At 57.3% G+C, this 23,820-nt stretch carries 22 protein-coding genes; 9 read left to right on the top strand and 13 right to left on the bottom strand.

The features are described 5' to 3' along the window. Positions 1 to 3: 3 nt before the first annotated feature. Positions 4 to 891 carry an NAD(P)-dependent oxidoreductase gene (locus tag AB3X55_04245; GenBank protein MEX0502784.1) on the bottom strand — a complete coding sequence of 296 codons (888 nt, stop codon included), beginning with the start codon at positions 889 to 891 and terminating at the stop codon, positions 4 to 6. Positions 892 to 1,147: 256 nt separating this feature from the next. Continuing rightward, positions 1,148 to 1,957, bottom strand: a complete 810-nt coding sequence (locus AB3X55_04240) for a shikimate dehydrogenase (GenBank protein ID MEX0502783.1) — start codon at positions 1,955 to 1,957, stop codon at positions 1,148 to 1,150. Between the two features lie 476 nt (positions 1,958 to 2,433). Between AB3X55_04240 and AB3X55_04235 the strand changes: the two genes are divergently transcribed. The 5 genes from AB3X55_04235 to AB3X55_04215 all read left to right on the top strand — a co-directional run bounded on the left by AB3X55_04235 (position 2,434) and on the right by AB3X55_04215 (position 9,199). Then, a complete protein-coding gene (locus tag AB3X55_04235) occupies positions 2,434 to 2,649 on the top strand; it encodes a flagellar basal body protein (protein MEX0502782.1) in 216 nt (71 codons plus the stop codon). A 45-nt stretch (positions 2,650 to 2,694) separates the two neighbouring features. Beyond that, a complete protein-coding gene (locus tag AB3X55_04230) occupies positions 2,695 to 6,105 on the top strand; it encodes a flagellar basal body rod C-terminal domain-containing protein (GenBank protein MEX0502781.1) in 3,411 nt (1,136 codons plus the stop codon). Between the two features lie 195 nt (positions 6,106 to 6,300). Further along, positions 6,301 to 7,554, top strand: a complete 1,254-nt coding sequence (locus AB3X55_04225; protein MEX0502780.1) for an aminotransferase class V-fold PLP-dependent enzyme — start codon at positions 6,301 to 6,303, stop codon at positions 7,552 to 7,554. Positions 7,555 to 7,693: 139 nt separating this feature from the next. Continuing rightward, positions 7,694 to 8,377, top strand: a complete 684-nt coding sequence (locus AB3X55_04220) for an SUMF1/EgtB/PvdO family nonheme iron enzyme (GenBank protein MEX0502779.1) — start codon at positions 7,694 to 7,696, stop codon at positions 8,375 to 8,377. Positions 8,378 to 8,380: 3 nt separating this feature from the next. Next, entirely contained in the window at positions 8,381 to 9,199 is an 819-nt protein-coding gene (locus tag AB3X55_04215) for a DUF3108 domain-containing protein (protein ID MEX0502778.1), read from the top strand. Between the two features lie 94 nt (positions 9,200 to 9,293). Here the strand turns inward: AB3X55_04215 and glpD are convergent, their stop codons facing one another. The 6 genes from glpD to AB3X55_04185 all read right to left on the bottom strand — a co-directional run bounded on the left by glpD (position 9,294) and on the right by AB3X55_04185 (position 14,655). Beyond that, positions 9,294 to 10,874, bottom strand: a complete 1,581-nt coding sequence (gene glpD, locus AB3X55_04210; GenBank protein MEX0502777.1) for a glycerol-3-phosphate dehydrogenase — start codon at positions 10,872 to 10,874, stop codon at positions 9,294 to 9,296. A gap of 124 nt (positions 10,875 to 10,998) precedes the next feature. Beyond that, positions 10,999 to 11,766: an FKBP-type peptidyl-prolyl cis-trans isomerase gene (locus AB3X55_04205; protein ID MEX0502776.1), complete on the bottom strand. Its 768-nt coding sequence runs from the start codon at positions 11,764 to 11,766 to the stop codon at positions 10,999 to 11,001. A gap of 193 nt (positions 11,767 to 11,959) precedes the next feature. Then, complete coding sequence (locus AB3X55_04200; protein ID MEX0502775.1) at positions 11,960 to 12,157, bottom strand: hypothetical protein; 198 nt, start codon at positions 12,155 to 12,157, stop codon at positions 11,960 to 11,962. 131 nt (positions 12,158 to 12,288) lie between these two features. After that, positions 12,289 to 13,539, bottom strand: coding sequence for an APC family permease (locus AB3X55_04195; GenBank protein ID MEX0502774.1), 1,251 nt, complete (start codon positions 13,537 to 13,539; stop codon positions 12,289 to 12,291). 49 nt (positions 13,540 to 13,588) lie between these two features. Beyond that, positions 13,589 to 13,918: a cupin domain-containing protein gene (locus tag AB3X55_04190; GenBank protein ID MEX0502773.1), complete on the bottom strand. Its 330-nt coding sequence runs from the start codon at positions 13,916 to 13,918 to the stop codon at positions 13,589 to 13,591. Then, positions 13,915 to 14,655 (bottom strand): YqcI/YcgG family protein, encoded by a 741-nt coding sequence (locus AB3X55_04185; protein MEX0502772.1) that lies wholly within the window; start codon positions 14,653 to 14,655, stop codon positions 13,915 to 13,917. Before AB3X55_04185 ends, AB3X55_04190 begins: the two co-directional genes overlap by 4 nt. Positions 14,656 to 14,774: 119 nt before the next feature. Here AB3X55_04185 and AB3X55_04180 point away from each other — a divergent pair, with 119 nt between their 5' ends. After that, positions 14,775 to 15,218, top strand: coding sequence for an Lrp/AsnC family transcriptional regulator (locus tag AB3X55_04180; GenBank protein ID MEX0502771.1), 444 nt, complete (start codon positions 14,775 to 14,777; stop codon positions 15,216 to 15,218). 37 nt (positions 15,219 to 15,255) lie between these two features. Here AB3X55_04180 and AB3X55_04175 read toward each other — a convergent pair whose 3' ends face one another. The 5 genes from AB3X55_04175 to AB3X55_04155 form a co-directional block, all read right to left on the bottom strand. Beyond that, positions 15,256 to 16,107, bottom strand: coding sequence for an NAD(P)-dependent oxidoreductase (locus AB3X55_04175; protein ID MEX0502770.1), 852 nt, complete (start codon positions 16,105 to 16,107; stop codon positions 15,256 to 15,258). Positions 16,108 to 16,144: 37 nt separating this feature from the next. Beyond that, positions 16,145 to 17,179, bottom strand: a complete 1,035-nt coding sequence (locus AB3X55_04170; protein ID MEX0502769.1) for a D-cysteine desulfhydrase — start codon at positions 17,177 to 17,179, stop codon at positions 16,145 to 16,147. Positions 17,180 to 17,183: 4 nt separating this feature from the next. After that, positions 17,184 to 18,170, bottom strand: a complete 987-nt coding sequence (locus tag AB3X55_04165) for an NAD-dependent epimerase/dehydratase family protein (protein ID MEX0502768.1) — start codon at positions 18,168 to 18,170, stop codon at positions 17,184 to 17,186. Between the two features lie 96 nt (positions 18,171 to 18,266). Beyond that, positions 18,267 to 19,445: an O-succinylhomoserine sulfhydrylase gene (gene metZ, locus AB3X55_04160; protein ID MEX0502767.1), complete on the bottom strand. Its 1,179-nt coding sequence runs from the start codon at positions 19,443 to 19,445 to the stop codon at positions 18,267 to 18,269. Further along, entirely contained in the window at positions 19,438 to 19,632 is a 195-nt protein-coding gene (locus AB3X55_04155) for a DUF1737 domain-containing protein (protein ID MEX0502766.1), read from the bottom strand. The genes metZ and AB3X55_04155 overlap by 8 nt, the downstream gene beginning before the upstream one ends. A gap of 341 nt (positions 19,633 to 19,973) precedes the next feature. Here AB3X55_04155 and AB3X55_04150 point away from each other — a divergent pair, with 341 nt between their 5' ends. The 3 genes from AB3X55_04150 (at position 19,974) to AB3X55_04140 (ending at position 23,801) form a co-directional block, all read left to right on the top strand. Continuing rightward, complete coding sequence (locus AB3X55_04150) at positions 19,974 to 20,966, top strand: ABC transporter substrate-binding protein (protein MEX0502765.1); 993 nt, start codon at positions 19,974 to 19,976, stop codon at positions 20,964 to 20,966. A gap of 116 nt (positions 20,967 to 21,082) precedes the next feature. Then, positions 21,083 to 21,880, top strand: coding sequence for an ABC transporter ATP-binding protein (locus tag AB3X55_04145; protein ID MEX0502764.1), 798 nt, complete (start codon positions 21,083 to 21,085; stop codon positions 21,878 to 21,880). Next, on the top strand, positions 21,873 to 23,801 hold the full coding sequence (locus AB3X55_04140) for an ABC transporter permease (GenBank protein ID MEX0502763.1): 1,929 nt from the start codon (positions 21,873 to 21,875) through the stop codon (positions 23,799 to 23,801). The genes AB3X55_04145 and AB3X55_04140 overlap by 8 nt, the downstream gene beginning before the upstream one ends. The last annotated feature ends 19 nt before the right edge of the window (positions 23,802 to 23,820 follow it).

Below are 23,820 nucleotides of genomic sequence, written 5' to 3'. Positions count from 1 at the left end.
CCCTTAGCGATGCAGCTCGGCACCGACAATCTCTTCCATAATTCGTGTGCAGATCCAGTTGTCGCCCTGTGGATATTTGGTCTTTCCCTGATGGAATATCTGCATCGCCGTCGACGCGGTGAACATCGGTACTCCCATTTCTTCAGCCATGCCTAGCAAAATCGTCAGATCCTTGTGCATGGTACCGATACCGGACCCGGTTCCTTCAAAGCGGCGGTCGATGATGTTCTCAAGCGCGGTCTTGGTAATGCCGCAGCCAGCGCCAGAAGTGGAGACGACATTGTAGAGCGCCTGGCCGGACACGCCTGCCTTGGCGGCGAGCGTGGCTGCCTCGAAGGTGGCGCTGAAGATTGACCCAATGATGGATTGGAGGCAGGCCTTCATGACCTGTCCCTCACCGGGGGCTGTGCCAACATGGTGAATGGTGCCTGACACCGCCTCCATCACGGGCCTGGCTGCCGCCATCAGGTCATCCGGAGCTGCGGCCATCATCGTCAGTGTACCGCCCTGTGCGCCCGGGAACCCGCCCGAGACAGGGCTGTCGATCAGGCGAAGGCCGGTGCCGTGCAGCGCGCCGCCGATCTCGCGGGCCTCAGCCGGCTTGATGGTCGCAGTCAGGATAATGATCCCGCCTTCGGCCATGGTCGAGGACAGTCCGTTTTCGCCAAGGATCACGGCTTTGGCCTGATCGCCATTCATCACCATGACATAGACAACATCGGCGTGCCGCCCGACATCACCCGGTCCGGCACAGGCAACGCCGCTCATCTTGGTGAAATCTGCCATGCGCGCCTTGTCCAGGTCGAACCCGCAAGTCTCGAATCCGTTCGCGATCAGGTTTTTCGCCAGACCAGACCCCATGTCACCAAGACCGATTACTCCTGCTTTCATATCTTTCCTCCCATGCCGCATCACAGCGCGTTGGTGCTGTCCTGCGGGCTAGACATGGCCACGCCAGCGCAGCCATTTACCATGATCGAGGGATTTCACACGCCGGGGTCCGGCGTCGGGCGGGTCCAGTAGACACCCCCTGCCCGCTGCCAAGGGCCGATACGTCCGACCACGCAGCATTAAATTATTAGTGACGTAATGGTCTGGCGGATGCAAGGCCCTTGCGCAGGCACAGTTGCAGCGCCAAATCAAAGCATCAACTGTCTTCAGGCAGTGACCCGCCAAGCACCTGTATCAGGATATCGCTCTGCGCCTCGAACATCTGATCACCGGTCATGATATCGCAGCCAAGCTCTAACGCGCATTTCAGCAAAGGTGTCATCACAGGCTTGGTCACAACTTCCGCTACAAACTGCCCGGTGGACAGGGTGTCTGGGTTCACCGGGAAATCGTCTTGTCCAGACATCCCAAGTGGTGTCGCGTTCGATACCAGATCAAACCCGCCGGCATCGGTCGAACCAACATGGACACGACCGGGGAACTTCTGGTCAAGCCTCGCAATCAAGTGATCACGTCTGACAGCTTCGATGTCATGAATGGCCAGCGACAGGCAGCCCATATTGAGAAATTCATAGGCCATGGCAGACCCCGCGCCTCCCGCACCGATGAGAAGCACATGTTTGTTCCTTATGGTTCCGCCGGCAGCGATGATCCCGTGGCAGTGACCGAGACCGTCTGTATTGTCGCCCACCCAGCCGGTTTCTGACCTGAACATGACATTTGCCGATCCGGCGTAACGGGCGCGCTCTGTCAGTCTGTCGCAGAATTTGGCCAGTGCACGCTTGTGCGGCACGGTGGCAATCAGGCCGGGAACATTGCGCGTTATCGAGACCGCCGCCAGAAATGTCTGCAGGTGATCGGGCGAGACATCTGCCGGTATGACCAGCGAATTCACCCCCCTTTCAGAGAATAAGCGGCTCAGGCCGGCTGGCGATTTCACCTGGGCAATGGGGTGCCCCACAATTGGAATGATGTTAGTGTCACCGGAAAGTAACGGGTGGTGCATGTCCAGTTCAAACCTCCGTTCAGGCGGCCCAGGTCGAGACTGTTCCGAAGCAAGTAAAGACGCCGGTTGCCAATATGCGCATAAAGATAGTTTCGTACACCCTCACCATATTCATATCCATGAACCGGCGGTAGGGTCTTCAGTAACTGCTGCCCCCGGCAACCAACAGCTATTTTGCAAGCGTTTGTCGAGGCCTGTCTCGCAAAGCGTAAGAATTTACAGTAAAATAATATCCCATAATCAGAGTGTTATTGATACTGGCAAAGGTCAATGTGGCCACCGGTGTCCAGTGGCGGTTTGCGCCCGGTTCAAGGGCTTATCAGAGTGGCTGCAAACCATCTGCGGTACAACTGATCGCTGATGAAGAATTGAGTTATGCTTGGCTATCCGACTGCCTGGTCATAGGAAGTCTTGCTCCGAACACTCAATCGCAAGGGTGAGCTTCATTGTTTTGAAGACAGTTCGCCCGCACACGCATGGGTTTTGTGCCTAGCGTGTGGCATGTCTTTTGCAAAACTAAGCCGTCAGAGAAAAACTTTTGTGGACTTACAATGTTTTATACCGCCATGACTGGCCTAAAGGTATCCCAGAAGGACCTGGCCAACACATCTCATAACATCGCAAATACCGGAACAGTCGGCTTCAAGAAATCGTCATTGTCATTCTCTGACATCCATGCAGCTTCCGTCTAGGAGGTTGCGTCTGTAGGCAAGGGAGCTTTGCAAACAGCAAGGCGGTTGAACACGTCGCAGGGCGAGCTGCTCAGCACAGGCAACGTTCTCGACCTTGCCTTGACGGAAGATGGGTTCTTTATGGTTTCAGGGCTGAAGGAGACAACAGCGGCCGACGGCCAGAACCGCTTTCTCTTGACACGGAATGGTAGTTTTCAACTCGATAAAGATGATTTCATCGTCAATGAAAATGGCGAATATCTCCTCGATGTAAATCAACAGCCGATACAAATCGACCGTGTTGCATTGGAAACACTCTATTCGAACAGCTACGCCTTTGATCGTGGAACGCTCGTTGCAGACCTTGGGACATTTGAGCAGGTCAATCGACCCCTCGAATTGGCTCAAGATCAACCATTCAATCTCGACTTTGCCGGATCCAAAATAAGACTTGGTGGCACTTTCCTGCCCAAAGGCACGCGCTTTGATCTGTCTTCCGATGAATATATCTCAAATGTCGCTGACCAGATCAGCATCAAAAACAACAGGATATATCGCGGTACGGGGCTGGAAGCCGAATTGATTGGCGATGTCGAATTTACCGGCGCGAGCCTGAAACCGGAGGTCTCTTTCAAATCCGGAAACATTTTTGCACAAACGGTCGAAAATGCCCTGTTCAGTTCGCCTTTTGGCACCACTTGGCAGAGCGATGGCGCACAGACGGTTTTCGGCTCGACAGAGATTCCGTTCTACAGCGGTGACCCCCAGCCCACGTCAATAAAAGTTGGCCTTCAGGGTGACGCGGATATCCCCACCTCGATATCCAACGCGGGTCAACCTGCCACGCTGTCAGCAGGGGATGGTGAATTCATTTTGTCAGAGGGTGAGAATGGCGACTTTGTCCTGACCACAAATGTGACTGTTGACCAGGCACACAGCCTTGTTCGAGGCCCGGCTGCAACAAGCAACAGTATAGCGTTCGAGCAAGGTCAGACGATAAAGTTTGACTGGCGCGGAACGTCCAACGACAAGCTGGATGTTTTCGGTTACCTGATCAATACAAGTACCAAACAGACAGTTGATCTGGTGAATGCGACTTCCGGCAACACGTCCGGATGGCAGCATGTCAACGTCACCATTCCAGAAACCGGTGACTACCAGATCGTTATGGTCGGGGGCGGCTATGTCAGCGAGGATGCGCAGATCATCCAGACAGCAGATGCCGGTCAACCCATTTCAATGGCCCGTGAAGACTGGAATGTTATCGACGAGCGGGTTGTTCTGGGCCAGAGCGATATTTTTGGCAAATGGAAGCAGATTGCCGAAACTGTGGCGAAAGAATATTGGGGCGAGCCGACCTCGTATAGTCCGACACAAGACAGCGCAACCGCGCTTTACTGGCAAGCCAGCGTTGAAAAAACCGTTGATGTCGGGCCGGATGGTCAATATACGGATGTCAATGGCGCAACCGGGAACGTTCAGCAATATGTAGATGGTTATAATGCCAGAATGAGCGCGATGGCGGCAGACCAACAGGCAACATATGAGGATTTGTCTGCCGAGGAAATCTTTGCCGAGATCTGGGGGGTCCCATCCGAAAAAGTTGGCACCACGATGGTCTGGCGGGGAACGGATGAAAAGCGCCTTGATCTGACCGAGGGTACATGGACGGATGCCGGTTCCGGTGCTTTCGGGAAAGTCATCGATATTATCCGGGCAAATGAGCCAAATGAAACAGTCAGTGCTGTCCTTGAGACAAGGTTTGGTATTCCGCGAAACGAGCAGGCCGAGTACTTCGCGACAAATTTTTCAGATTGGCGGTATCCTGAGGGTAACAGCGCGAAAAACCTTGCAGACCAAGGAGAAGGTTCCGGCAGCTTCAGCGTGGAGCCATTACCCGAAGGTGGCCTTCGATTGACAGCTGACATTTCAGCAATGGACAAGGATGCCGTCATTCGCGGCCCGGCCATTTCTAATGCACAGCCCTTGCTCTTGTCCCAAGGCCAGACCGTGACGTTTGATTGGTCGGGTTCCTCCACCGGCGAGCTGGATGTCATCGGCTATCTACTCAATCTCGACAGCAACCAGACAACGACTTTGCTGAATGTGACGACACATGATGCGCCGTCGTCGCAGACCTATGCGGCTAATGTACCCGCCGATGGTAATTATAAACTTATTTTTGTTGGGGGCGCCTACGCCTCTGCCAATAATCAGGTACAGGTTACAGACAGGACCGAGACGGTGTCGCTTGACCCTGCCCAATGGAATGTCGTTTCCGATCGTGTTGTAGTGGGTAACAGCAAGATTGCAGGCCAGACCGTTCCGTGGAACGCTGCTGAATCCTCAAACTCCGCAGAGGCACTGTCACTGGATGATCAGGCAGAGGCCCAAACCAGCTTCGGTGTTGATTCACAAAACAATACATTGGTTCTGAGTGGTAATGTCCTGTCCGCAACCGAAGGCGGGGTGCTGGGGCAAAATTCGGTTTTCCGTGGCCCGGCTATAACCTCCAACAGGGTTATTTCCCTTGGAAATGGTGATGGTGTTTCACTGTCCATATCCGGCAACAGTGATGCCACGATTGCATATCTTCAAGACAGGAATTCCGGCGCTCAAATGCCTCTCAAAAGGGTGTCCGAGGCAGGTCTATCCCAAGACGAATCGCTGTATGAGGCAACTGTAGACAAAATTGGAGATTACCAGCTTGTTGTCATCGGTGCGGTAACCGGTGGAGATGTCTCTTCTGCCAGCAACGCAATTTCCATTACAGATGTAAGCGTCAATCGCACTCATCCCGAATTCAAAGCTGAGGCAACATTCGATATCACCAACGTAAAAATCCGCAATGGTGATGGAAAATATGCACTGAGCAGCAGCGTGGCATTCAGAAATTTTTCTGTCCAGGATGTGATCGAACAGCGCAGTATGGATGATGTTTCCACCGAGCAGGTCGCAGAGGTTTTGTCGAGATTTACTCTGAGTGAAAATACTGACGTCGCCGACAAATTGAATGGCAGTCTGATTTCGATATTTCTTCCAGGAGATGTCAATACTGGTCGGAATTTGTCTGACCAGGCAGGCGGCCTGTCCACGCTTTCACTCATCGATACGAATTCGACGACCAACCAGCATCTTCTTTCAAATCTGAAGGTAAAGGATAGCGGTGATGTTCTGGCGACCTATGCCAATGGCTCCGAAGCAGTCAATGGACAGATTGGTATAGCAAAAGTGGCGGTATCTGCCGGGTTGACCAACAGGGGCGGTTCGCGTTTTGAAACAAACGAGAATAGTCCGCTGCTGTATTTTCGGGCTGTCGTAAATAATGGAATAAAGTCAGGAAACCTGGAAACAGCCAATGCCGATATCACTGACGAGCTGACCCAACTCATGCTGATACAGCAAAGATATCAGGCGAATGCAAAGGTATTCGAGGCCAATAGCGAAAACGTCAGAAAAGTAACTGATATCCGTTAATGTAAAAGGGATCAGTTGCCAGATTTTCAGGTGTGATAGGGCTCTGACACCTCACACCCGGCATCCGGCCCCGACAGCATCCAAAAGCATCTCGACGCCATCCCTGCATCGCTTTACAACCTTTGGGGGTGGGGCCGGGCATCTGGCCTGCCGTCCAGTCATCTGTACACAGCAAACCCAAAGGCGGTTGCAGGCATGAGCCAGATTACCGAAGATCTTCTTGCTGACATTCGAAGCCGGTTCGCCCAGGTTGATACCTGTCCGCAGCAGGGGCCGCGTGTCTTTTTTGAAAATGCCGGCGGCGCGCTGACCCTGAACAGCGTTGTCGATACCTCGACGGCCTATGCCGCCATTCCGGACAATCAGGGGCGGGACAATGCAGGCTCGCACGAACTCGTGCGGGTGATCAACCGGGCCAAGGACGATATGCGTGTGTTCATGAACGCGCCCGGTGGCCAGTTCTTTGTCGGGGAAAGCGGGACCGAGCTGCTGTTTCGTCTGATCATGAATGCCTGTCTGGGAACAGCGGCCGACGGTATTGTGCTTGGCTCGACCGTTGAACATCCGGCAACACGCAGCGCCTGTCACCGCTGGTCGGGAATTTCCGGCAAGACGCACCGGCTTGTCAGCCACGATGACGCGCGCGGTCTGGTCACGGCGGCTGATTACGCCGCCCGGGTGACGCCGGATACGCGCGTTGCCACCATCCTGCACACCTCGCCGGTCACCGGCATGGGCATGGATGTTCCCGCCATATCGAAGGTTGTCCGCGATGTGGCACCGGAATGTATCATCATTGTCGACGGTATTCAGCATGCCGCCCACGGCCAGATCGATATCGCCAGCTATGATGTCGACGGCTATGTCATCTCGCCCTACAAGATGTTTTCGCGCCACGGCTATGGTCTTGCCTGGATTTCCGACAGGATGACAGCGATCGAGCATGACTCGCTGGTCGGCGGGCCAGAGGACAATTGGGAACTTGGCACCCGTGACACCGGGGCCTATGCCACGCTTTCGGACGTTGCCGACTATCTGGAATGGCTTGGCGGGCAGGTTACGGACAGCCCCGACAGACGCGAGCGGTTCCGGGCCGCCGGCGCGGCCATTCACGCCCATGAAACATCGCTGACCGAGGCGATGATCCACGGCACCGGCAATCTGCCGGGTCTTGCCAGCATGCCGCGGGTACGGATCATCGGCGGCATCGACAACCCGGCCCGCGAAGGTCTGGTCTCGCTCTGCGTCGAGGGTGTGGCCGCAGCCGATGTGGTGACGATGCTGAACAGCCAGGGGATCCGTACCCATCTGCGGAAGGCCGATCACTATTCGGGCAATATTCTCGATCCGCTTGGTCTCGATGGTTGTGTGCGGGTCTCGATGTGCCACTACAACAGCATCCACGAGGTCGCGCAGTTCCTCGCCGTTATGAAATCCATTGCCGACTGACCGGGCGGGCGGGGAGGGGCTGACGATGCCGGGAATTCTGACGATGACAGAGATCGGGAACCGACCTTGGAACGGCAGATCCCGGTGCCATGCGGCCCCGTGCCGCCTGCTTGCAATCCTCATCATCTTGATGACCTTCATGCAACCGGTTCTGGGGGGCGACGAGGTGATGATCGACCGAACCGAAGTCACCATCGGTGCTTTTGCGCAATATGCCGCCGCCACGGGAACCGTTACCAGTGCCGAGAAGTCGGGCGGTATGGTGTTCGAGGCAGGCTGGGTCACCAGACCAGGCTGGAACTGGCGCACCCCCTATGGTGTGGACGGCGCGTCGGATGAACCGGCGGTCCACATCACCTATGACGAGGCGGCGGCGTATTGCCGATGGCGCGGTGCGCGTCTTCCGACCAGGGATGAATGGATCAGCAACGCCTATACCGAGCGCCGCTCCGCGCCGCCTTCACCCTTTGTGACCGGACACACCTATCCCTATCCGACGGGTGACAGCCCCGTGGGGGCAAATTGCCTGCGGGACTGCGGCAATGCCGCCGGCAATCCTGTTGGCAAGACCGACTATTCGCGGTTCCTGATGCGTGGATATGGCCATGCCCCCGCCGGCAGTACAAAAGCCGGGGTGAACGGTCTGCATGATATGGGTGCCAATGTCTGGGAGTGGGCGACATCTGGCGATGGCCCGCAGCAGGCGACAATGGGTGGCTCGTGGTGGTATGGTGCGGCACAGATGGCGGCTGACTATGGCGCCACCAAGCCGCGGGACATGGCGGTTGTCTATATCGGGTTTCGGTGCATTTCGGATGGGTGACGAATGAGCTGGATCAGGTCTGTTTCACGCATGCTTTCGGCTGCGATCATTGCCTGTCTTGTACCGGCCATTGTGGCTGCGCAGGCACCGACATCCGCGCTCCAGCTGACCTATGAGGTCGAGTGGGGCGATGTCGATGTGGCGAGTGCCACCGCAGACTGGACCTTTGGTGAAGATAGTTTCGAACTTGTGGCCACCTCCCGGACCGTCGGACTGACCGATGCCTTCAGGAAATACCGGGGCCGTACAGAGCTGACAGGCAGGATCGAGAAGGGACAATATCAGCCGGTCAGGCTTTCCATCTCCGGTGTTTCCAAACGTCGCTCGCGGGCGGCGGTGACGTCATGGACGCCGCAGAACGGCACCGTTGCCACCAGCAGAGAGCCGGAGCCGAACCTGGAAAAGGTCTTCCCCCTGAAGGATGAGCATATCGAAGGTGCCCTCGACCCGTTCAGCGCGATGCTGAACATGCTGGACAGCATCGCGAGGACCGGATCATGCCGTGGCTCTGGTCGAATCTATGATGGTCTGCGGACATCCAGCTTCATGCTGCATGACCTTGGCACAAGGATTTTGGAAAAAGACCGGCCCTTCGCCTATGAAGGCAACACATTGGTATGCGGGTTTGTCGGCACCCCGACCGGCGGTCACGAGCGCAAGTCCCGCTGGCGCAAAAAACAGCCCAAGCCCGAGGATGTCATGATTTTTGTCGCCGAAGTGCGACCGGGCCTGTTCCTGCCGGTAAGATTGCAGGCCAGATCCTTCCTCGGCACGGTGACGGCCAGACTGGTGGTGCCCAGCCTGACCTATCGGACGCCCTGACATGGCCGAAATCGGGACGTGTCGTCATCGACGAATGGTGGCCATGTGACCGGTATGGAACGTCTTCGCCTTGCTGGGTGCGGCAGGGCATTTCTCAGTTGCCGGTGTTGACCCGGCTGTGGATGTAGGTGTCGATGGTGGCGGCGTCGGCTTTGCTGACGACAAGGCCCAGCTTGCTGCGCCGCCACAGGAAATCAGCGCCACTCATCACCCACTCGTTATCGCATACCCAGTTCAGTTCTGCGGCGGTGATGGTGGCACCAAAATACGTGCCGGCCTGATCGCGAACAGTCGCCGCGCCGAAAATCTCGAAGGCGTCGGTGCCATAGGCACGAACCAGGCGGCGTGCCCAGGCATTGTCGAGGAAGGGATGCTGCAGACGCAGATCCGCTATCAGCCTGTCCACTTCGCCGACAGCGAAATCTCCGCCGGGAAGTGGTGCGCCGGCTGTCCACGGGCCGTGATTGTTGTTCAGGCGCGGGGCGATTTCCGCCATCGCGGCCTCGGCAAGCTTGCGGTAGGTGGTGATCTTGCCACCAAAGACATTCAGCAGCGGCACCTCGTCGGCATCGTCCAGTTTCAGCACATAGTCGCGTGTTGCGGCTGTCGCGGAACTGACACCGTCATCATAGAGTGGCCGCACGCCGGAAAACCGCCAGACAATATCGTCCCGGGTTACAGGCGTCCTGAAATATTGCGAGGCGAAAGCCAGCAGATAATCACTTTCCTCATCGGTGCAGACCGGCGGTGTGTCGGTGTCCGGATGATCCTTGTCGGTCGTGCCGATCAGGGTGAAATCCGTTTCATAGGGAATGGCAAAGATGATCCGGCCATCGGTGCCCTGCAGGAAATAGCTGCGGTCATGGGTGAACAGCCGCTTTGTGACGATGTGGCTGCCCCGGACAAGCCTGACGCGGTCGCTGGAATTCTGTCCGACAACACCCTTGATGACGGCTTCGGCCCACGGCCCGGATGCGTTGACAAGCATGCGGGCGCGTACCTGCCATTCTGTCGTCCGGTTGCGAAGCGTGATCACCCAGCTGCCGGCGTCACGCCGTGCCCCGACAACATGTGTTCGTGGCATGATGGCAGCGCCATGCCGCGTCGCGTCACGCGCATTCAGCACAACAAGGCGCGAATCCTCGATCCAGCAATCGGAATATTCAAATGCCCTGATGAATTCCGGCTTGAGCGCGGCGCCGGCGCTGTCGGCGCGAAGATCCAGCGTCGTTGTGCCGGGAAGCAATTCGCGCCCGCCAAGCGTGTCATAAAGAAACAGTCCGAGCCTGATCAGCCAGGCCGGCCGGCGTCCTTTCAGCCACGGCATGATGGTTGACACGATCCGGGATACCGGTGTTCCGCCTTCGAACCGCATTCCGGGCTTGTAGGGAAGCACAAAGCGCATCGGCCACGAGATATGAGGCATCGCGCGAAGCAGAACCTCGCGTTCCTTCAATGATTCCCGGACCAGCCGGAATTCAAGATATTCCAGATAGCGCAAACCGCCATGAAACAGCTTGGTCGATGCCGACGAGGTTGCCGAGCCCAGATCATTCATCTCGGCAAGCCCGACTTTCAGTCCACGCCCCGCCGCGTCACGGGCAATGCCACAGCCATTCACCCCGCCACCGATGATGAACAGATCGAAATTCCGGTTGATGTCCCTGTCAGTCATCTTACGTCAGTCATGTGGGTCAGTGATCTTACGGCAGTCATCATACGTCAGTCATCTGCATCGCAACCTGAGTGGCGTGATTGCTCATCATGGCCTGGCCCTGCCTGGTCATGTCGATTGGTCGTTACGGCCTGTAGTCCACCGTTGGATTGCCACCGTCAAGCCAGCCGATGATGCCACCCGACAGATGCGTCACATCGGTGAATCCAAGCTGTTCGATCAGCGCATTTCCGAGGCTGGTTGTTCTGCTGCCGGACCGGCAATACAGCATGATCGGGGTGTCCGGAGACGGGGCAACCGACCTGAAATTGTCAAGAAAATCAGGATCAACGCGGCCGCTTGCCTGAAAGGCTGTGATCGTCTCTGCGCCTTCGATGATGCCGGTCTCGCGCCATTCATCCTCGCGCCTGATATCGATGATCACAACGCCGTCTTGCCGGGCCTTCAGCAGGGCGTCCGGTGTTGCCTGGCCAAGCGTAACCGCGGTGGTGACATCAAGCAGCTCGATCTCAAAGATCAGCGTGGCGTTCGGGGGGATGACGCCGCCGGCCCCAGCCTCGCCATATCCCAGTTCGGGGGGAATTGTCAGGCGGCGTGTTTCGCCGATCTTCATGCCGGTGACGCCCTGTTCCCAGCCACTGATCACTTGGCCGGCACCGATGGTGAAGTCAAAGGGCTGGCCCCGCTTGCGCGACGTGTCGAACACGTCGCCATTTTCCAGCCGACCTTCGTAATGGACGCTGACGCGGGTGCCGGCCTCGGCCACCTCGCCGTCGCCTTCGGTAAGGGTTTCAATTTGCAGCTCAGCCGCCATGGCAATATTCCCCGTAATCAGACACGCTAGAAGAAGCAGACGAAGAAGCCAGTTGTTCATTCCCAGTACCCTGTCCATTGCGCATCTCTTGGATGTGTGATGGTGTGATGCCGTCCTGTCACGCTGACCTGCGTCACCTGTGTTGGGGTGATATACTACCGGCTGGCGGATATTAACACCCCCTGTAAGCGCTATTGACCGCGCGCGCTATCGGATCGCCGCCATCGGGTCGCCATGACCATCGGAATTGGCATGACAATTGGCGGCAAAGTCATTCGTCGGTGTTGTCAGGCTTTTCGTCACCCCAGATCCAGTTGATGATGAAATGCAGCATGACAGCTGGCCCAAGATACAGCGCCGCCAGCGTGATCTGCGTGGTCAGCGTGCTGGACCCGGCCTGGGCCTTGGCGCACAGAAACACAGCGGCAGCATAGGTCAGAATGATGGCAAGACGGCGACGGCTTTTCATGGAAAATTCCTTAACGAACCTGGCTGCCCGTCAAGCGGCAGCGAAAATCTGTTCCATGACATGAATTAAGCCCGTTCGGTGCCTGCCTGTCCAGATGTCCTGCAACAGGGTATTCCTCGCGGTGGGCCGCCTCAGACGATCGAGCCGCGCTTTTGCCTGATCGAATGGCCGATAATCCCAAGCAGGGCCAGCGATGCCGGATACAGAAGCGAGGCAAGACCCTCGGCGATCAGCAATCCGGCAACCACAAGAACGGCAAGAACGGCCACAGCCTGATCTCCCCCGTGACGGGCATGGCGGAAGAGAGCCACTCCGGCAAGACCATACAGGATGAAGAAATTCTGCCCGGCGATGGCGAGCATTCTCTCTATATTCAGAAGATTCAGGATATCCGCCAGCAACACAAGAAGTATTGTCAGGGCGGTCAGGGCGACGGATGACACAGGTGTTCCGCTGGCATTCAGTTTCAGATGGATAAACAGATGCCCTTCGCGACCCAGCGCGAAAACCATGCGTGATACGGCCCATATCGCGCCCATCAGATTGGCTGTGATCACGAGGGTGGCTATGCCGGCCACGACAACGCCGCCGACCGCGCCGAAGCGTGCGCCAAGAATCTCGACAAACACCGCCTCGTGAGAGCTGGCGTCGGGTGCCGTCTGGGCGAGGAAGGCCATTGCCAGATACAGCATCGTGGCGATGGCGAAGGACAACAGCATGGCGCGCGGAAAATCCCGCTTTGGATTGCGAAACTCTTCCGAGAGACTGGTGGCGACCTCCCAGCCGGTAAAGGCGAAGAAGATCATCATGAAGGGGGCCAGTATGATGGACGGGCTGATATCGCTCAGCGGTGCGATATGCGTTGTCGCGATGGTCCAGTCGATGCCGCCCATGCCGATGCCGATGATCACCAGCAGCACAAAGAGGATGGTCGAGGCAATGACGGTTGACAACCTTGCCGCCATGTCCGGCGAGGTGGTCAGGCACAGCGCGGCAAGGATAACGATCCCGCTGGCAAACGCCACCGGCGCACCGCCGGTGATGGCAGCAATGTAATGTCCCGCCGTCAGCGCGATGGCAGGCAGGCCAAACGCCACCGCACCGAGGAAGATCAGCGAGGCTGCGAGATAGCCGGCGTCACCAAAGGCAAGTTTGACGAAATGGGCGATGCCCCCGGCATCGGGATGCCGTCCGCCAAGAATAACGAAAACCAGCAGCAACGGCAGGGCGGCGATGGCGCAGACAAGCCATGCCCACAGCGCCTGGTTCCCGGCCACAGCGACGGTCAACCCCGGCAGGGCCAGCAGACCGGCACCGACGACGATATTCAGCATCAGTCCAGTGCCACGAAGCACGCCAAGGCTCTTGGTAAGGGTGGTCATGGCTACTCCCGTTCAAGTCTCTTGCGAAAGCAAAAGGCGATTGCAACAGTCATATTTTAACCGTCCTGAAGCTTATTAGATAAGTCGCGCCTTCTGCGCCTGCGGTCGAACCGTGAAAAGTTCCCAATGGCAAATTGATGATGTCACCCGCGATACAATTTGTTTCTCCCTTCTCCCAAACAAAGTGCATGTCACCCTCAATAAGAACAATAGTCTCATCGGTGTCATGCTTGTGCCAGGGGTGTTCTTTATGAGGCTCATCGTGTTGAATTTCGATAGCACCCTGTCTTGGAAGGCAGCTGTTAACAAGTTGTTCCAATCCCATAGAGGATGCGATCTGGTGCCTCACTTCTACCTGCTTGTTCAGCTCTTGTTTCATGCAACCTCACTCCCTTCGTTCGGTTTATCCGCCAATGAGTGAAACGGGCAGGAAGTCGGCCTTTCGTCATCCAAGAGGAAATATTGCCTGAATTCCCGAACGTCATGTTTTCCATAGGTGCCCAAATGCGGACTCGGCGGCAGTAAGTCGAATTTCTTAAGGTGTTCCCTGACCTTGCCAAATGATTTTTCGGCAATTTTGGGATTTCCTAGAATTTGGTCGAATACCCATCTTGGCTGGAAAGTAGTCATGAAGGAAATTGAGCGCCTACTGAGGCGCAAAACATGCGCGGGTGTGTTGCAAACAACGAAAATCGGCTCGCCGGCAAAGCAAAACTCCCACATGGGCTGGTTCACCTCATTCGGTATATGCTTTGGCCACGGATGTGTGTCCAGTTCAGACAGGCTTGCGATAAGATCCCAGAATTTTCTCTCGTAGCGTTCAATTGATTCCACTGGACGAGGTCTCGAGAACACCACCAACGAAGTGTTTGGACCGAAGTTGCGCGAGTTCTTCACAAAATGATCAAGGGCGGGAGCGATTTGAGCTGCATCCATTTCATCGCTGAATGCAAACCGTAGCTGGTTCAGACGTAATCCGTTGACGCCAAAAACACAGGGAAATGGCCTGATCGAATTATCAAGCGTTGACTCAAATTCATTAAATGCAACAAGCTGCCAGTCAGTTGCTTGGAATGTTTTTCCGATTTGGTTTCTATCAAAATACAATTTGGGCATTTTCAAATCCTCGGCATCTGATTTTGCCTAAGAAGTTTGAGAGTTCGCTTTTGTTCCGCCAAGGTTGCCAAAGTGCAAATTTGGCTATTTTCGTGAAGTGGCACGAAAGGAACGGAAACTTGGATGTCATTAATCAGTCGATTTTGGCTGTGCTGAAGCAAAATGGCCGCATCGGATGGGGTGCGCTCGCGGCACAACTTGGCATCTCGCGGCAAGCGCTGCGAAAGAGGATCGAACGACTCGAACTCAAGGGCCATATTGTCGCCTACACAATCATCACCTCACATGACGATAAAGGCAGTGACATCGACACCTTGAACTACATTCGTGCGTTTCTCAAAATCAGGTTCAGCAAAGGTAATGACTGTTTCAAGCTGTCACAGCTTTTGGGTTCTTACACAAACATTGTTGGTTCATGGGCGGTGACAGGCGACTGGGACATGATGATACTGGTAACAGCACAGAGGCTTGAACAGGTATCTGACATGAGGGAAATCATCGTCGCTACCGGAGGCATTGACGAGATTGAAACCGATGCTGTGCTGAATGACTTAAGGGAATGACCCTTGAGTGACAGAGCGCCTTGCGCAAATTTCCCAATTACGATTCTGACAGATCACCCGTCACAGTGCGGTAGATCTCGGTATGATCGGCCGTATCGCCAAGTGCATCCAGTCCGGCGCGGAGCTGGGCCAGCACCGCCGCGGTTACCGGGCCATCATGGCCGGCATCGGCCAGCAGCGAGGCGGCGATCGACACATCCTTTTCCATCAGCGCCAGCGCGAACCCGGAATTGAATTCACGGTTCAGGACGAATTTGTCGATTTTCACCTCGGTGGTGTTGTTCCGGCCCGTCGAGCCGTTGATCACTTCGAGAAACCGGTCCGCCGCGATGCCGCTGTCGATGGCGGTTGCCAGCGCCTGAAAGCTGGCGATCAACCCGGCGGCAGATACGTAATTGTTCAGTGCCTTCATGGCATGGCCGCATCCTGCCGGGCCGAGATGGACGGCCTGTCCCATGCAGGACAGAATGGGAAGCGCCGCGGTAAAGGCGCTGGCGCTGCCACCGGCCATGATTGTCAATGCGGCTGTGCGGGCCCGCGCCACGCCGCCTGACACCGGCGCATCGACAAATTCAAGCCCGGCATCGGACAGGCGCTGTGCCAGCGCGCGGCTGTCATCCGGGTGCGACGACGACATGTCGATAAACAGCGCCTGACATCCGGCATCCACCAGTTGATCCACGACCCCGGTCACGATCACGCCGTCGGGCAGCATGGTGATGATGACATCACTTCTGGCAAGATCCGCCAGTCCGGCCGTGAAGCCGAGCGCCGCCGGCAGACCGCCCGGGCGCACCAGGTCGTGCCCTGTGACCCGCCAGTCATCACGAAGAAGGTGAGGGGCCATTACAAGTCCCATCTGGCCAAGCCCCACAAATCCGATCTTCATGCGGTGTTCCTTCTGTCGGCAGCGATCCGGGCGGCGTTCACCCGGCGGCAGGGGCGTCGCCGGTCCATTTTGTCGTCATGTCAAAGGCAGCATCATAGCCGAACAATGCCGCCGCCCCGCCGGTATGGATGAACATGACCCGCTGGCCGGCGGTGAAACTGCCCTTGCGGATCAGGTCGATCATGCCGGCGGCGGCCTTTGCCGAATAAACAGGATCCAGCAGGATGCCCTCGCATTCGGCAAACAGCGAAATGGCCTCGAGACAGCCGGATGTCGGGATGCCATATCCCTCGCCGACATAATCACAGTTCGCGACAACATCTCCGCGCGACACCACACCCGGGCAGCCAAGCTTTTCGGCTGTTGCCGCGGCGAGGGCGAAGACATTGTCCTCCTGTTTGCCCTGTGGTGCCCGCACGCCAATGCCAAGCAGCGGAATATTGGCATTCATGGCGGCAAGTCCGGCGACAAGGCCGGCTTGGGTGCCGGCGCTTCCCGTGCCGTGAAGGATATGGTCGAAAACAAGCCCGGCATCATTGATCTGGACCAGCATTTCCATCGCCGCGTTGACATAGCCGAGCGCGCCTGTCGGGTTCGATCCACCGCCCGGGATGGTGTAGACCTTGGCCCCGTCCTGTCGCCGCGTCGCGGCGACGGCTTCCAGCGCGGCATTCATGTCACCGCCGGCGGGATGAAGTTCGGTTGTCGCACCGTGAAGATGGTCAAGAAGCACATTGCCATTGTGATTGTAGTTCTGCGCCTTTGATCCAGTCCTGTCCTCAAGCAGGAGGTGACAGCCAAGCCCCAGCCGCGCCGCGGCGGCCGCAGTCTGCCGGGCATGGTTCGATTGCGTTGCGCCCTGCGTCATCACCATATCGGCACCCTCGGCCAGGGCTTCGGCCATCAGGAATTCCAGTTTGCGGGTCTTGTTGCCGCCGGTGGAAAGTCCGGTACAGTCATCCCGCTTGATCCAGATTTCCGGTCCCCCAAGCACGGCTGAAAGTCGTGGTAGATGTTCGATAGGGGTCGGCAGATGCGCCAGCGATACACGGGGAAAACGGGCAAGATTCATGATATCAGCTCCTCGTCAGCGATGCAGCGAAGTCGCGAACCGCCTCATTGAATGGTTTGTCGGCGGCAAAGCCAAGTCGTGCGGCGCGGTCACTGCGTGCCGCGGTGGGCCATCCGGACACGATATGCTCGATCACCTCGTCACGGTCAAAACTCAGCCGTGCCACGGCCTCTTCGCCGCCAACCTCGCGAAGGGCATCGACCATCTCGCCAACGGTTACCGAAATTCCGGGAAGGTTGAGACCAAGCGGCGCGCCCCAGTTCGCATCGTCGATCGACATGGCGTGGATCAGCCCGGCAACGGCACCGGCTGGTGAATTCAGAACCACACGCAATCCGGTATCGACAGGCACATTGGCGGCTTTGCCCTGCAACGGTTCGCGGATCATGCCGGACAGAAAACTGCTTGCCGCCCCGTTTGGCTTGCCGGGGCGAACACTGACCGTCATCAGCCGCACCGAACGTGATGAAATCATCCCGCGCCGTGCCAGATCGGCATAGAATTCCTCGAGCATCAGCTTTTGCGAACCATAGCTGTTCTGTGGTGTTGGGCGGGTGGTGTCGGTAATCAGATCGGCCAGCGGCACGTCCGGTGTGCCGCCATAAATGGCAAGCGAGCTTGAAAATACCAGCATCGGTGTGCCCGGCGCGTCGGCAAGACAGCGTCCAAGGGCAATGCCGTTGAATAAATTGGCATTCAGTCCCAGATCGAGATCAGCCTCGCATTCACCGCTGACCGCACTGGCAAGATGCACAACAACATCCGCGCCGGAGAAAATCCGGGGCGTTTCGGCAACCAGCGCGCCGAGATCGCCCTCGATCCATTCACCGTCACTGTCTTCACTGTCTTGCGGGATGTGCCGGTCAACAAGGGTGCGCCGGCTGATCGTTCGCGACACCCCGCCAATTGTCACCGGCGTGCCGACAGTCAGCCTTGCGGCAAGCAATCGCCCGATAAATCCATTCGCCCCGGTGATTACGATTGCCGTCACGCCTGTCTCCGTCCTGGCTGCCTGTCCTGTTCGGTCATTATTCAGCGTGGCCAGCCGTGCTGCAAGCCTGAACCGCCACAGGATTGGGGAAGGTGATCAGATGGCGTCCAGTGCCTGACCCAGATCCGCCTTGAGGTCTTCAAGGTCTTCCAGGCCGATCGATACTCTGATGCTGCCATCGTCGATCCCCATCTCGGCCCGGTCGGCGGCGCTGACGCTGCTGTGGGTGGTCGAGGCCGGATGACAGGCAAGGGTCTTGGAATCGCCGAGATTGTTTGAAATATCGATCAGTCGCAGGCTGTTCAGCAGCTTGAACGCCGCCTCTCTTCCGCCATCCAGAGTGAAGGCGAGAAGCGAGCCGCCATTCGACATCTGGCGCTGTGCCAGCGCATGCTGGGGGTGGCTTGCCAGACCGGGATATCGCAGACCTGCAATATGCGTCCTTGATTCCAGCCAGGTTGCAAGGGCAAGTGCCGTCGCCGCCTGCCTTTCGACCCGCAATGCCAGGGTTTCCAGCGATTTCAGCAGGATCCAGGCATTGAAGGGGCTGATCGTGGGGCCGGTCTGGCGATAGAATTTCAGCATCTGGTCCTTGATGAACTCTTCGCTGGCAAGCACCGCGCCACCAAGAACCCGCCCCTGACCATCGATATGTTTCGTCGCAGAATATATGACAATGTCCGCGCCAAGCTTCAGCGGGTGCTGGGCGATCGGGGTTGCAAACACATTGTCGATAATGACTGTTGCGCCAGCTTCATGCGCCATCTGCGAGACAGCCTCGATATCGACAAGGTCCAGCATCGGATTGGAGGGTGATTCGAAAAACACCACCTTGGCCGGGGTCGACAGCGCGGCGCGCCATTGGTCAAGGTCGGTGCCGTCGACAAATTCGGTCACGACGCCCCAGCGCGGCAGAATGTCATGAAGAATGGCATAGCAGGCACCGAACAGCGCACGGCTGGCAACAACCCGGTCACCGGTGTCCAACTGGCATGCCAGCGCCGCAAAGACGCCGGCCATGCCGGTGCCGGTGGCAAGACAGGCCTCGGCGCCTTCAAGCATCGCAAGCCTGTCCTGAAGCATGGTCACGGTCGGGTTGCCGTATCGCGAATAGACATAGCGGTCAGCCTCGCCGGCAAAGGCAGCGGCGGCTTCCTCGGCATTGTCATAGACATAGCCGGAATTCAGAAACAGGGCTTCGCTTGTTTCCTGAAATTCTGTGCGGGCAAGCCCGCCACGCACAAGATTTGTGTCGCGGCGGTATTTGTCAGTCATCCTCGCGATCTCCATCGCCAAGCTTGGCATCTGGCATGATCACGGCCTGGCCGCAGATACGTTCGCCATTGCTGACGACCATTACAGGGTTGCCATACAGCACATACCCCTCGGCAAGCGCATCGCTGACACGCTGACAGAAGGCCGGGTCGTCAGGTCCGGTCAAAAAGCGGTAGGTCTTGTTCATTGGCGTCATGTTCCCGGTCTTGAAATCTGCACAGCCGGTCGGGCCTGATGCCCGTGCCGGAGCCCGTAATTACACCAGCCGCGCCAAAAAGAAAATAACGCTTTGGTTAGTTTGGCTTAACGGTTTGGTAACTGATGCTGGATTACCATACCAGCGGTTTCAGGGTTCCGTCATCTTTCCGATCTGTCGTTCGGCATGTGGTGCCGGGCGGCGGCATGTTTCAGAAACCGTCGCACAAATGACGCAACAATAGCGTGGTCATGGCGTGATGGGGGCTCGTCAAATTGCGCATCTCAATGGAAGGAATTCTCAAGAAGAAGAATTCTGAAGGGAGCTATTGAATGAACAAACTTACCCGTAAACCCAAGGCCATTGCTACATGGCTAACGGCATCGCTTGCTCTGGCAGCCATGGTTGCACCCGCAAAAGCCGCGGATTCGGTAAATGTCGCCTTTTTCCTTGAATGGGCGACACCAAACCAGATCGCCAAGGTCGACAAAGTCTATGACGAGGCGATGGGCGTCGACGTGAACTGGACCAATTTCTTGACCGGTGTGCAGATGACCGAGGCGATGCTGGCCGGTGACATCGACATCGCCTTTTCGCAGGGGCTTGCCCCGTTCGTGACGGCAATCCAGCAGGGTGCGCCGCTGAAAATGGTGGCAATCGCCGTTGTCTATGAGGCCAATGACTGTTTCGTCCGTAATGATCTCGGCATCACCTCGGCGAACGCCTCCGAGCTGGAGGGCAAGACCGTTGCCGTGCCACTCAACACCATGGCTGATTTCGCTTTCAAGAAATATATGTCGGCGCTTGATGTCGATATGAGTACGTTGACGATCGTCGATCAGGTGCCGGCTGATGGCGCGGTCTCGCTGGCTGATGGTTCTGTTGAAATGGCCTGTATCTTCGGGGGCGCGTCAGCCAGTGCAGCTGGCGAGGTCGGCACGCCGATCATGACCGCACAGCAGAAGCAGGATGCCGGTATCTTTTCCTTTGATGTTGTCTCGGTGACAGAAAAGTTTGCAGCCGAGAATCCCGGCCTGCTCCGCACATTTCTTGAGGTGACTGACGAGGCCAATGCCGCCTGGACAGGCTCCGATGCGCAGGTGCGCAAGGTTGCCGCCGATGCCGGCATGGATTTCAATACAACAAAGGATATGATGGCGGACTTTGAGTTCCCAAGTGCGGCTGAACAGCTTGCCACCTATTTCAACAAGGATGGGCTGGCTGCCTCCGGTGCTGAATCGATTGGCCTTGTCTTCAAGAAGCCAGGTGCCTGGAATGTCGATGAGAAGATCAAGCGTGTCATTACAGGTGAGTTTCTGGAGTAGGCGGACACATTCCGCCTGACGCTGGACCGTTTGATGTACGGCAGGACACAATGCGCAGACAGGGTCCGCATGGCGGGCCCTGTCTTACCCTTTCATCGCACAAAAAGGCGGGTGCCATGGCCGATCTGATCTGTCGTGACCTTTGCATGACGTTTCACGATGAAACGGCCGGCACAAAGGTCGAGGCTCTGAAAAATATCAATTTCCAGCTTAAACAGGGCGAAATCCTTACCGTTCTCGGGCCATCCGGCTGTGGCAAGACAACGCTTCTGAACATGATCGCCGGGTTCCTGATGCCAACAGGCGGCGAGCTGACGCTTGGCGGGGTCGATATCGAGGGCCCCGGAGCCGAACGCGGCATGGTGTTTCAGCAGGGCGCGCTGTTTGAATGGCTGACGGTGGCGCGCAATGTCGATTTCGGTCTTCGCATGCGCGGCGAGGACGGCACCATCTCGGCCGACAAGGTGCATGGCTGGCTTGACACGGTGGGCCTGCAGGGGTTTGGCGACACACCGACCTATCAGCTGTCCGGCGGTATGCAGCAGCGTGTGGCGCTGGCGCGTTGTCTGGTCAATGACCCGTCGCTGATCCTGATGGATGAACCGCTTGGCGCGCTTGATGCGTTGACCCGTGAGAAGATGCAGTCGCTGATTCTCGAACTGTGGAAGAAAACGGGCAAAACCATCATCGTCATCACCCATTCGGTCGAGGAGGCGCTTCTTCTCGGTGAAAGACTGTTCGTGATGGCGCCGCGGCCGGGCCGCATCCACCGTGAATACAATCTTCCCTTTGCCGAGATCGGCCTGACCCGCTCGCTTCGCAAGATCAAGCAGGAAGACGAATTTGCCAGAATTCGCGAGGAGATTCTGACCATGATCTGGGACATGGAAGAGGAGATCATGGGCAATGTTTGAATGGCTGTCCGACAACCGCGCGGGTTTCGCGCTTGTCATCCTCATCGGGCTCGTCATCGCCTTTGGCTGGTCGATCAGGATTGGTATTGAACAGACGCGCCTTCGCGCCAGGGACGAGGTGTTCGGCGACCCGGAGCGCACGCGTGGCGGCTGGTACTGGGCATTGTGCGGCGTATCCGCGCTGATGCTGGTGTGGTTCTATTATTCTTGGGGGATGGCCCGTGCCGTCTTCCCAAAGGCCGCCAACGAGCTGTGCCAGGTGGCGAAAATCGATGAATCACTGGCCCCGATCACCGCGGCGCTGTCGATCCGGTCGCGCTACCTGAAATCAACGACGCTTGTCGTGCGCAACAACGAACAGCTGGCGGCGCTGGAAGCCGCCATGCCGGTTGATATTCTGGGACGAACAGAGATCGCCCGGATGCAAACAATTATCGGGCAGACCCGGCAGCTGATGGTGATCATGTCCAGCCCGGATGCCCTTGGCGGCAGCGCGATTGCCGAACTTGCGGATGTGGAGGGGCGGCTTCTCGGCCTGTCCGACATACTGAATGCCGGTTCGGCGGATCTGGTGCCGAGCGCCGAGGCGCTGGCGCAGCCGAAATGGGGAACCTCCGAGGTGGAGATCCCGATCCTGCCGATGACGCCGCGCGGCGTGATGTTTGACCGGATCAACACCGAACTGGTGCCGATTGCCGATCAGTTCCTGCAGATCCGCAACCTGTCGCCGGAAGTGGAGTCACTGATTGCCTCTACGGCTGAATTGCTCGCCACAGTCAAGGCCGCGCCGTCGCAGCAGCGCCTTGACGAGGTTGCTGAAAAACAGCGACGCGACTATATCAAGGCGCTGGAACGGATCTTCAGGCGGATCGATGATGCGACAATCTTCCCGGCCGCCTCGATGGCCGGAATCGAACAGGCGGTTGAAACACTTTACGGTGCTGTCAGCCGCGCGAAGGGAAGCCTCGGCTGGATTGATGCGGTGTTCATCCCCGGCCCGGGCATTGTCAAGTCGCGGACCCAGTGTACCGAACAGGGTTCGGGTCGCTGGCTGCCGAAGCCGAGTGACGTCGTGGCGACCTTCTCGACTCTTGCCAACCCCGATATTGCCGGCGGCGGCGGCTACAAGGGGACGACGCTGCTGTGGTGGAAATGGCTTCCTGTGGCAAAGGTGGTCGGGTTCTTGATTCCCGATGTTCTGATCGACATTCTGCCGGGTCGGTATGGCATGCATGGCGAGGATGGCAGTTTTCAGCCAACCTACAAGGACCGGCTTCTTGCCGTCGCGCAGGGAGATGTCTATCTCGGCGCGGTACCGATGCTTGACGGGCATATCTGGGATTCGATGTTCCGGGTGCTTGTGGCGCTGTCGCTTGGAATCCTGCTTGGTGTGCCGCTCGGGATCTATATGGGTGTCTCGAGGTTCTTCAAATCCTTCTTCGATCCGATGATTGAGCTGTACCGACCGGTGCCACCGCTTGCCTGGGCACCGCTTATCCTGACCATTTTCGGCATTCAGGATGATGGCAAGATCTTCCTTCTTTTCATGGTGGCCTTTGCCATAATGGTGATTTCGGCACGGACCGGCGCGTCGGGGACGCAGCTGTCAAAGATACGGGCGTCGCATTCGCTTGGTGCCACAAATGGGCAGATCCTGCGCCATGTCATTCTTCCCAACGCATTGCCGGAAATCCTGACCGGTGTACGGATTGCCATTGGTGTCTGCTGGGGCACGCTTGTTGCGGCGGAAATGCTGGCCGGCACGACAGGTATAGGTTTTATCGAGAATGTCGCGCGCACAGTTTCCGATTATGAGCTGATCTGGGTGACAATCCTGATTATGGGGTTGCTTGGGCTGCTGTTCGACCTGGCCATGCGATGGGTGATCGGACGCCTGATACCGTGGCGTGGAAAGGGCTAGGGCCAGGCCGCAAAAAGGG

The sequence above is a fragment of the Alphaproteobacteria bacterium LSUCC0719 genome (assembly GCA_040839025.1).
In the GTDB taxonomy this organism is placed as follows: domain Bacteria; phylum Pseudomonadota; class Alphaproteobacteria; order Puniceispirillales; family Puniceispirillaceae; genus UBA8309.
Note: the sequence above shows the minus strand (reverse complement) of the source record. Positions and strands in the feature narration are given on the sequence as shown.

What these genes read in the sequence shown, in the direction of transcription:
- AB3X55_04185 (MEX0502772.1), bottom strand. Translation starts at nt 14,655, where the DNA reads ATGCCCAAATTGTATTTTGATAGAAACCAAATCGGAAAAACATTCCAA.
- AB3X55_04150 (MEX0502765.1), top strand. Translation starts at nt 19,974, where the DNA reads ATGAACAAACTTACCCGTAAACCCAAGGCCATTGCTACATGGCTAACG.
- AB3X55_04145 (MEX0502764.1), top strand. Translation starts at nt 21,083, where the DNA reads ATGGCCGATCTGATCTGTCGTGACCTTTGCATGACGTTTCACGATGAA.
- AB3X55_04195 (MEX0502774.1), bottom strand. Translation starts at nt 13,539, where the DNA reads ATGACCACCCTTACCAAGAGCCTTGGCGTGCTTCGTGGCACTGGACTG.
- AB3X55_04225 (MEX0502780.1), top strand. Translation starts at nt 6,301, where the DNA reads ATGAGCCAGATTACCGAAGATCTTCTTGCTGACATTCGAAGCCGGTTC.
- AB3X55_04190 (MEX0502773.1), bottom strand. Translation starts at nt 13,918, where the DNA reads ATGAAACAAGAGCTGAACAAGCAGGTAGAAGTGAGGCACCAGATCGCA.
- AB3X55_04240 (MEX0502783.1), bottom strand. Translation starts at nt 1,957, where the DNA reads ATGCACCACCCGTTACTTTCCGGTGACACTAACATCATTCCAATTGTG.
- glpD (MEX0502777.1), bottom strand. Translation starts at nt 10,874, where the DNA reads ATGACTGACAGGGACATCAACCGGAATTTCGATCTGTTCATCATCGGT.
- AB3X55_04205 (MEX0502776.1), bottom strand. Translation starts at nt 11,766, where the DNA reads ATGGACAGGGTACTGGGAATGAACAACTGGCTTCTTCGTCTGCTTCTT.
- metZ (MEX0502767.1), bottom strand. Translation starts at nt 19,445, where the DNA reads ATGACTGACAAATACCGCCGCGACACAAATCTTGTGCGTGGCGGGCTT.
- AB3X55_04175 (MEX0502770.1), bottom strand. Translation starts at nt 16,107, where the DNA reads ATGAAGATCGGATTTGTGGGGCTTGGCCAGATGGGACTTGTAATGGCC.
- AB3X55_04155 (MEX0502766.1), bottom strand. Translation starts at nt 19,632, where the DNA reads ATGAACAAGACCTACCGCTTTTTGACCGGACCTGACGACCCGGCCTTC.
- AB3X55_04215 (MEX0502778.1), top strand. Translation starts at nt 8,381, where the DNA reads ATGAGCTGGATCAGGTCTGTTTCACGCATGCTTTCGGCTGCGATCATT.
- AB3X55_04170 (MEX0502769.1), bottom strand. Translation starts at nt 17,179, where the DNA reads ATGAATCTTGCCCGTTTTCCCCGTGTATCGCTGGCGCATCTGCCGACC.
- AB3X55_04220 (MEX0502779.1), top strand. Translation starts at nt 7,694, where the DNA reads ATGCAACCGGTTCTGGGGGGCGACGAGGTGATGATCGACCGAACCGAA.
- AB3X55_04245 (MEX0502784.1), bottom strand. Translation starts at nt 891, where the DNA reads ATGAAAGCAGGAGTAATCGGTCTTGGTGACATGGGGTCTGGTCTGGCG.
- AB3X55_04140 (MEX0502763.1), top strand. Translation starts at nt 21,873, where the DNA reads ATGTTTGAATGGCTGTCCGACAACCGCGCGGGTTTCGCGCTTGTCATC.
- AB3X55_04235 (MEX0502782.1), top strand. Translation starts at nt 2,434, where the DNA reads ATGGGTTTTGTGCCTAGCGTGTGGCATGTCTTTTGCAAAACTAAGCCG.
- AB3X55_04200 (MEX0502775.1), bottom strand. Translation starts at nt 12,157, where the DNA reads ATGAAAAGCCGTCGCCGTCTTGCCATCATTCTGACCTATGCTGCCGCT.